Source organism: Streptosporangium sp. NPDC048886, from assembly GCF_055586905.1.
Window position 1 is genome coordinate 1 of the sequence record NZ_JBVJHH010000093.1, and the last position, 8,119, is coordinate 8,119.

Below are 8,119 nucleotides of genomic sequence, written 5' to 3' on the forward strand. Positions count from 1 at the left end.
TCAAACGAGCCCTCTCCCGACAACTGTTCAAACTCCTCGAACGCGACCCAGAACCCCTCCAAACAGCCGCTTGACAGATATAGCAGCCTCGAAAAGTCCCGTTAGCGGAGTGGGACCGACCGGCTTACCGTGACTTTCCGTTCGAATGTGTCCAGCGGATCTGTTTCCGCAGGTCGTAGCGTCGGTCGGCGAGACGAAGCGTGCCCGTGCGGGCCCGAAGGGCCTCAGCCCCTGGACTGCCCCGCTACCCGAGAGCCGACTGCTGTCTGGCGCGAAGTTCTTGAAGGTCGGGGATGTGGTTGTACAGCGTGCCCACGCTGACGCCTAGCAGCTTCGCGATCGAGGTCACCGACCGTTCCGGGTCGGGCAGCAGATCGCGGGCAGCCTTCAGCAGGTCGGCGTTGACGACGGTGGGGCGGCCGCCGGTGCGGCCGCGGGCCTTGGCGGCGGCCAGGCCTTCGTGGGTGCCGGCTACGATGAGCTCGCGGATGAACTCCGCCAGGGCGGCGAAGACGTGGAAGACCAGGCGCCCGCCGGGCGTGGTGGTGTCGAGCTTTTCGTGCAGGCTGGTGAAGCCGATCTGACGGCGGCGCAGGTCGCCGACCATGGTGATGAGGTCGGCCAGGGAGCGGCCGTAGCGGGCCAGTTCGGGCACGACGAGGGTGTCGCCGGCTGACAGGAAGGCGTGGCAGGCCTTCAGCTCCGGGCGCTGCGCGTTCTTGCCGGACTTCTTGTCGGCGAAGATCTTGCGGCATCCGGCGATGGTGAGCGCGTCGATCTGCCGGTCCAGGCTCTGGCCGCGGGTGGAGACCCGGGCGTAGCCGATGAGGATCTCGCTGCGCACAGCGGGGAAGGCGCTCAGCAGGTCGGCGTCGGCGAGGAAGTCGCCGGGCGCGTTCAACGATGGGGTGGTCACTCCTGAATTCTCTCAACAAACGGTGCTCAGAATTGTTGAAGACACCATGTTGTTGAAGCGAGTTGTTGAAGCCCGTCCGCCCTGATGGACGTCCTCCGCGCCCGAGTCTTCAATAAACGAGCGTTTCTTGAAGCCCCGTCGCGTCGGCGGTCACTGCCTCCGACGGACCGCGAGCGGCCGTGATGAGGATCTGCGAAGCGGCGAGTGCCCCCGCCCCGCTGGTGCGGGACAGGGGCACTTTGGCATGGTCGTTGATCGGTTAGTCGGTGGCCTTGGCCGCGGTCTCGATGAGGCGGGCCGTCAGCCCCGGCTGGCTGATCATGGGGACGTGGGAGGCGCCCTTGGCCTCGACGACGTGGGCCTTGGCTCGCTTGTAGAACCAGCGTTCCAGGTCGGGCGGGATGGCCTTGTCCTCGGTGGCGACCATGCCCCAGGAGGGGATGGTGTGCCAGGCGGCGGCGGTGGTCTTGTCGGTGAAGGAGGAGGCGGCGAAGGGCCGCTGGGTGGCTTGCATGATCCGGGTCACCGAGACGGGCAGGTCGGCGGCGAATGCGGCGCGGAACTTGTCCGGCTTCAGATACAGGTCGACGCCGCCGGGATAGGGGACTTCCTTGACCGCGGCGGGGATCTGGGTGCCGGGGTATTTGTTGATCAGGGCGCCGAGTTGCTCGCCTTCGTCGGGGACGAAGGCGGCGATGTAGACCAGCGCCTTGACGTTGGGGTTTCCGGCGGCGGCGTTGGTGATGACGGCGCCGCCGTAGGAGTGGCCGACCAGCACGATCGGGCCGTCGATGGATTTGAGGACGCTGGCGATGTAGGGGGCGTCAACGGGCAGGCCGCGCAGCGGGTTGGCCGGGGCGATCGCCGGATAGCCGTCGCGCTGCAGCCTGGTGATCACCTCGTTCCAGTTAGAGGCGTCGGCGAAGCCGCCGTGCACCAGCACGATGGTCGGCTTGGCACCACTGGTGCCGACGGCCGACGTGGAGGCAGCCGAGGCGGCCGGGACGGCCAGGACGGCAGCGGCCAGCACTCCCGCGGCCGCGGTGAGCATGGTCCGGCGTGACCGCGAGGCGGTGGAGATCGTCACGTGAGGCTCCGGGCGAGTCAGGCCGCGGCTTGGCGGATGAGAGCGGCGACGGCGGCCGGCTGGGAGACGTAGACGGCATGGCTGCCGATCGCGTCGACCACGGTGGCTCCGGCCCGCTCGGCCATGGCGCGCTGCGCGGGCACCGGGATCATGCGGTCCTCGGTGGCCACCAGGTACCAGCTCGGCTTGGCGCGCCAGGCCGGTTCGGTGACCGCGCCGCCGAGGGCGTCCAGGCCCCAGGGCACCTGCGCGTCGGCCATGAACGCCGCGGCCTGGGCGGGCAGGTCGGCGGCGAAGGAGTGGTGGAACTTGTCGCGGTCGAGGAACAGGAAGCCGTCGACCGGCGGCAGGATCGGCGGGACCGGTGCGCCGGGCGGCGGGTCGGCGATGAGCGTGTTGACCGACTCGCCCTTGTCCGGGGCGAAGGCGGCGATGTAGGCGAGGGCGGCGACGTTGGGGTGGGTGCCGGCCTCGCTGATGACGACGCCGCCGTAGGAGTGGCCGACCAGGACGGCAGGGCCGTCGAGGCCGTCGAGGACCTGGCGGGTGGCGGCGACGTCACCCGCCAGCGACAGCGTCGGGTTCTGCACGATGCGGACGGTGAAGCCGTCCCTGGTCAGTTCGTCGTAGACGCCCTGCCAGCCGGACCCGTCCACGAACCCGCCGTGCACGAGCACGATGTTCTTGATGGCCATGAGTTGCTCCTGACCTGGATGAATTGAGCCTTACGAGCTTCATCCAAGCCCTGCGGCCCACGGTTGAACCATGCGGAACAGCAGGCAGAACTGCCGGGGTCAGCCCGTTGCCAGGGCGCGGCAGCGGGCGGCGGCTTCGGTGTCGCCGACCGTCTCCCACACCTCGGCCGCGCGGGCGTAGGCGCGGCGGCTTTCCTCCTGGCGGCCCGCCTCAGCCAGCGTGACCGCGAGGATCTGCAGGCTGTAGGCCAGCGAGCTGGAGATCTGCACCTGCTCGTGCAGGGCCACCGCCATGGTGGCGGCCGTGATCGCCTCCTCATGACGGCCCACCAGCCGCAGGACCTGGCCGATACGGCCCAGCACGTGCGGCCGGGTGCCGGTCGCGACGCTGGGCGTCATGTGCTCGCTGTCGAGCAGGTCGCGCGCCAGCTGGTACTGCTCCAACGCTTCGACCGGCCGGTTGTCATCAAGCAGGCAGTCGCCGTACATCAGCAGCACCTGGCAGTAGGCGTCGACGTCACCCGCGGCCTTGAACATGTAGGCCGCCCGCTGGGCCGCCTCGGCCGCCTCTGTCAGCCGCTTGAGTTTGCGCAACGCGGTGGCGGTGTACTGGTGGGCCCAGGCGATCTGCATGGTGGCCGCGGCGGAGGGGTCGGCGGCGGTGGCCACCTCCAGCGCCCGGGTCGCGTAGCCGAGGGCGGCCTCGGGGTGGATGGCTGGGGGGATCATCTGCACCCAGGCCAGGTAGTTGAGCTGGGTGGCCTGCTGGGCGGCGTCGCCGAGCGCTTGGGCCACTCGCTCGCCGAGAGTGAAGACCTCCTGCCAGTGCGGTCCGTGCATCCACCGGTCGGAGAACCAGTGCATCGACTCGGCGCAGTCCAAGACCTCCGCGTGCCGGCCGCGCTCGGTGGCCAGCCGCATCGCGCCCAGCCAGTTGTCCACGTTCACCCGCAGCCACTGCTCGGCCTCCTCCACGGTGGCCACACCGGGTTCCGGGCGTTCCGGAGGGCCGTGAGCGGGCTCGAACCAGCGGCCCGCGGTGGTGGCCATCCGCAGCAGCCAGCCGGTCATCGTTTCGGTGGTCGCTTCCCGGTCGGCTTCGGCCTCTTCGGCGTGCAGGCGTTCGCGGGCGAACAGCCGTACCAGGTCGTGGAAGCGGTAGCGGCCGGCGGCGCTGTCGTGCAGCAGGCCGAGGTCGACCAGTTCGTCCAGCACGTCCCAGGCCTCCTCAAGCGGGAGATCGCCGACCACCGCGGCCAGGGCGGCGTCGAAGTCGCGCCCGGGGACCAGGAACAGCCGCCGGAAGACGCGGCGGCCCTGCAGGGGAACCTGTTCGTACGACATCCCGAAAGCGTTGGCGATCTTGAGATCACCGGCTTTGAGCTGCGCCAGCCGACGCTCCTCGCTGGTGAGCCGGGCCGCGAGCCCGGCGGCGTCCCAGCCGGGCCTGCTGACCAGGCGGTTGCCCACGATCCGCAGCGCCAGCGGCAGACCGCCGCACAGCCCGGCGAGTTGGGCGAGCGCCGCCGGATCGTCGTCGGCAGTACGCTCACTCACGATCGCGGCCAGCAACTCGGCGGCCTCCTGCAGGGGCAGGGGCCGCAGGCTGAGCCTGCGCCCGCCCGCCAGCCCGGCCAGCAACCGGCGGCTGGTCACCAGCGCCCGGGCGGGGCCGCCGCCGGGCAGCAGCGGCCTGACCTGCTCCTCGCTGGCCGCGTTGTCCAAGACGAGCAGGACCCGCCGGTCGGCCAGCAGCGAGCGGTACAGCGAGGATCGACTGTCGAGGTCTTGCGGCATCCGCTGCTCGGCGACGCCGAGTGCGCGCAGCAGTGTGGCCAGGGCGTCGACGGCGGCCACCGGCTGAGCGGACATGCCGAACAGATCGAGGAAAAGCACCCCGTCGGGGAAGCTGGGTCGCAGCAGGTGGGCGGCGCGGATGACCAGGGTGGTCTTGCCCAGCCCGGCGGCGCCGGTGATCAGCCCCACCCCGGCGGCGCCGGGCTCTGCGTCGCGACCGACCAGCTCGTTCACCCAGGCGACTTCCGCGGTGCGGCCGGTGAAGTCCTCGACCGAGCGGGGCAATTCGCACACGCCCGCGGGCCGCGCCCAGTGATCGCCCAGGCGGGCCTCCCGCGCCAGTTCGACGAGCTCCTTGCGGGCGGCGTCCTGCAGGCCTAACGCGTCGGCGATCGCGGTGATCGTCCGCTGCTGGGGCCCCTTGCTGCGCCCCCGTTCCAGGTCCGACAACGACCGGACGCTGATGCCCGAGGCCTCGGAAAGCTGCTCCAAGGTCAGGCGCGCCGCGTGACGGTGGCGCCGCAGCACCTGCGCTAAGGCTGGCAGATCGGTGATGGGACTGCTCCTACCCTGCATGGAACCACGATGATCAGCGGGCGGGATCAGCCTACTGGGCGGTGGGGCCGGCCAGGAGGTCGACGATGGTGGGCTCGAAGAATTCCATCCCGCCGGGGTACCGCACGATCAGTGCGCCGCGGTGGCCTCGCAAGAGGAACTCCGTTCGCCGGTCCGGCACCCAGGGAACCGCCTTCTATGCGAGGCTCTTGCCGTTCGCTGAGCCCCGTTGCGGCGGGGAACCCGCGCCTGTCTCCTGGCGGCGTCGGTTTACAGGATGCCGTCGTCCTCCCAGTCCGGCTCATCGGGGTTGCGGAGGGCGCGGACGCCGGCGGGGCCGAGGTCGGGCCGGGCGAAGGAGTGGGTGCCGATCACATTCAGGTGCTGGCGCACGAACGGCGACAGCCGCGCGACGTTCTCCTCAGCCAGGGGGTAGCCGTCGGCTTCGAGCTGGTCGAGGGCCCGGTCGAGGTAGAAGGTGTTCCACAGCGTAATGCAGTTGAGCACCAGGCCGAGCGCGCCGAGTTGGTCTTCCATGCCCTTGTGGTAGCGCTGATACAGCTCGCCCTTCTTGCCGTGGAAGATCTTCCCGGCCAGGGCGTGCCGGGACTCCTGCAGGTTGCGCACGCCCTTGATGTCACGCCGGTAGGGCTCCTCGACGGCGTAGGTGAGGATGTGCAGCGTCTTGAAGATGCGGCCGTAGTGGGCGATCGCGTCGCCGAGCCGGGTGGGGTTGCCATAGCGCTGGATCATGCGCATCAGGTCGTGGGCGCGGATCTCGCCGGTGTAGATCGACACCACGACCCGCAGGATGTCGCCCCAATGCCGCCTGATCTTCTCCAGGTCGATCTTCCCGCGGGCGAACCGGGACAGGCTGCCGTAATCGGCGTCCTGGATGCGCCAGCCCTTCTGGTCGGGGATGTCGGCCAGCGCGGGCCGATACTGCATCCCCAGCAGGTGGACCAGCCCGAAGACCACATCGCTGTAGGAGCCGGTGTCGGTGACCAGGACCTCCGGGCGCGGCCCGCCGTCGCGCCGGAACGCCACGTCGATCATGTGCAGGGAGTCGCGTACCGTGCCGGTGACCACCTTCGCGCCGAGCCCCACGCCCCGGTCGTTGATCATGTTGAGCCAGGTGACCCCGCGAGAGCGGCCGAAGTACTTCTTGTTCGGGCGGGTGTAGATGGAGGGCACCGGGACCACGAACCGCATCCCGTCGATCGCCGCGACCAGCCCGCCGCCCAGCGCCTGGGCGAAACCGAGCTGGCCCTGGGCGTCGAGGAGCGGGCCGTTGGCCAGGGTGTAGGTCTCGGCCGACAGGTAGTTCCGCGCCACGTGCGAGAGCCTGCCGCGCTCCAGCGCGGGCGTCCCGGCCTTGATCACCGGCGCGTAGCCGATGTTCAGCGCCTGGGCCGTCAGGCAGGCCGCGACCGAGATGGGGAAGTCGGCCAGCTTGCTCACCCCCCTGCGGCCGAGGTGAAGGCGGCCTCGAACGCCGGCACCCGGCCCATCACCTCCAGCAGCAGTTCCGGCAGATCGACCCGCGGCAGCATCGCCAGGACCCGCTTGCGCAGATCGATCAGCGACGGCGGTTCCGGCAGCGCCGTCAGCTTGGCCACATGCAGCCGGCCTTCGCCGTCCACGCTGACGTCCGACCCGTCGCGCCCGACCCGGCTGGCGACGTCGTTGAGCGCCAGGTGCAGCACCAGCGCGTGCTCGGCGAGCATCAGACCGGGATCCTCGGGCAGCTGCAGGTCGACCAGGGCCGGGCCCTTGGCCGCCTCCCACCGCGCGCCGTCCAGGAGCTGCCCGCGCGGGTCACGCCAGCGGGCCGAGGTCTCGGCGTAGACGTCGCGGCGCTTGAGGTGGCGGTGGAACTGGGTGAGGACGCACATCGTGTAGGCGTTCTTGTCCACGGTGCTGCCGTTCGGCAGGTTCTTGAACACTAGCCGCTTCCAGGAGCCACTCACCAGCGCGGGGTCGATGTCGGCTTCGGTGACCTTCTTCTTGCGGCCGTCCAGCAGCCGGGGCAGCTGCTTCATCGCCGCCAGCGCCCGCGCGCCCTCGGCGTTGGCGCCGAACTCGATCACTGTGGTCAGCGTCTTGAGGAACCCCGACACGGTGGCGATCCGGGAGGCCAGCAGCGCCCGCATCTCACCGTCGGCGTCGCCGTCGGGCGGCGGCACCATCTCGGTCACCGCCGCGACCGCCTCGCGCAGCTCGCGCCGGGGCACGATGGCGTCGATCGCCTCCCACACCTGATCGAGGCGCGGTTCCTCGCCGTATTCGGTGACCTCCAGCAGCATCTGCAGGATCGTCCGCTGACGCGGGGACAGCACCTCGAACAGAGTGTCGTAGAGCCGGTCGGTGGCCTCATCACGCACCCGGGCCACCAGCCGGGCCAGCGTGGTCACCCCGGGCAGCAGGATCTTCTTGGTGCGCAGCCACGTCACCCCGTCGTAGAAGATCGTCTTCTTGCCGTCGCCGGTGTTCCACGCCCGGGCGTCCGCCCAGGCGATGAAATCCGCCTCGGCCTCGGAGAACTCCTTCAACGCGTAGGCGTCGCGGATCACCTCCTGATGCTCGAACGGCGTGCTGCGGCGTTCGGTGTAGCGGGCGATCTGCGTGACGCCTTCGATCCCGAGCTGGCCGGCGAGGTAGCTCAGCACCTCGCCGGGCACGTCCAGCGGATCGGTGAGGAACCGGCCGACGAACCGGGCTGTGGTCACCTGCAGAGCGAAGCCGAGACGGTGGTGCGCCCCACGCCGCTCGGCGATCAGTGCCCGGTCCGCGTCGTCCAGGAAGAAGAACCGCTCCAGCTCCGCCTGGGACGGAGCACCCGAGAACCGGCCGTAGACGGCGGCCTCGTCATCACTAAGGAACTCAACTGGCATAGCCGCCGAAAGTAGGGCAGGCCCAGCAGGCGGGGCGAGCAGAAGATCAAATAGTTAGCTGGCGGGGCTGCTAGCGGGATTTTTCGAGGCTGCTATATCTGTCAAGCGGCTGTTTGGAGGGGTTCTGGGTCGCGTTCGAGGAGTTTGAACAGTTGTCGGGAGAGGGCTCGTTTGA

6 protein-coding genes are annotated in these 8,119 nt (G+C 69.8%); all 6 read right to left on the minus strand.

From position 1 onward, the window contains the following. Positions 1–244 precede the first annotated feature (244 nt). The 6 genes from ACZ6R6_RS48850 to ACZ6R6_RS48875 all read right to left on the minus strand — a co-directional run bounded on the left by ACZ6R6_RS48850 (position 245) and on the right by ACZ6R6_RS48875 (position 7,944). Positions 245–916: a recombinase family protein gene (locus ACZ6R6_RS48850; protein ID WP_470104335.1), complete on the minus strand. Its 672-nt coding sequence runs from the start codon at positions 914–916 to the stop codon at positions 245–247. A 259-nt stretch (positions 917–1,175) separates the two neighbouring features. Beyond that, positions 1,176–2,003: an alpha/beta fold hydrolase gene (locus ACZ6R6_RS48855; RefSeq protein ID WP_470104337.1), complete on the minus strand. Its 828-nt coding sequence runs from the start codon at positions 2,001–2,003 to the stop codon at positions 1,176–1,178. 17 nt (positions 2,004–2,020) lie between these two features. Then, positions 2,021–2,698: an alpha/beta fold hydrolase gene (locus tag ACZ6R6_RS48860; RefSeq protein ID WP_470104339.1), complete on the minus strand. Its 678-nt coding sequence runs from the start codon at positions 2,696–2,698 to the stop codon at positions 2,021–2,023. A 99-nt stretch (positions 2,699–2,797) separates the two neighbouring features. Beyond that, a complete protein-coding gene (locus ACZ6R6_RS48865) occupies positions 2,798–5,023 on the minus strand; it encodes an ATP-binding protein (protein ID WP_470104341.1) in 2,226 nt (741 codons plus the stop codon). A gap of 297 nt (positions 5,024–5,320) precedes the next feature. Then, positions 5,321–6,511 carry a transposase gene (locus tag ACZ6R6_RS48870; protein WP_470104343.1) on the minus strand — a complete coding sequence of 397 codons (1,191 nt, stop codon included), beginning with the start codon at positions 6,509–6,511 and terminating at the stop codon, positions 5,321–5,323. Continuing rightward, a complete protein-coding gene (locus ACZ6R6_RS48875; RefSeq protein ID WP_470104347.1) occupies positions 6,508–7,944 on the minus strand; it encodes a DUF4158 domain-containing protein in 1,437 nt (478 codons plus the stop codon). Before ACZ6R6_RS48875 ends, ACZ6R6_RS48870 begins: the two co-directional genes overlap by 4 nt. Positions 7,945–8,119 lie beyond the last annotated feature (175 nt).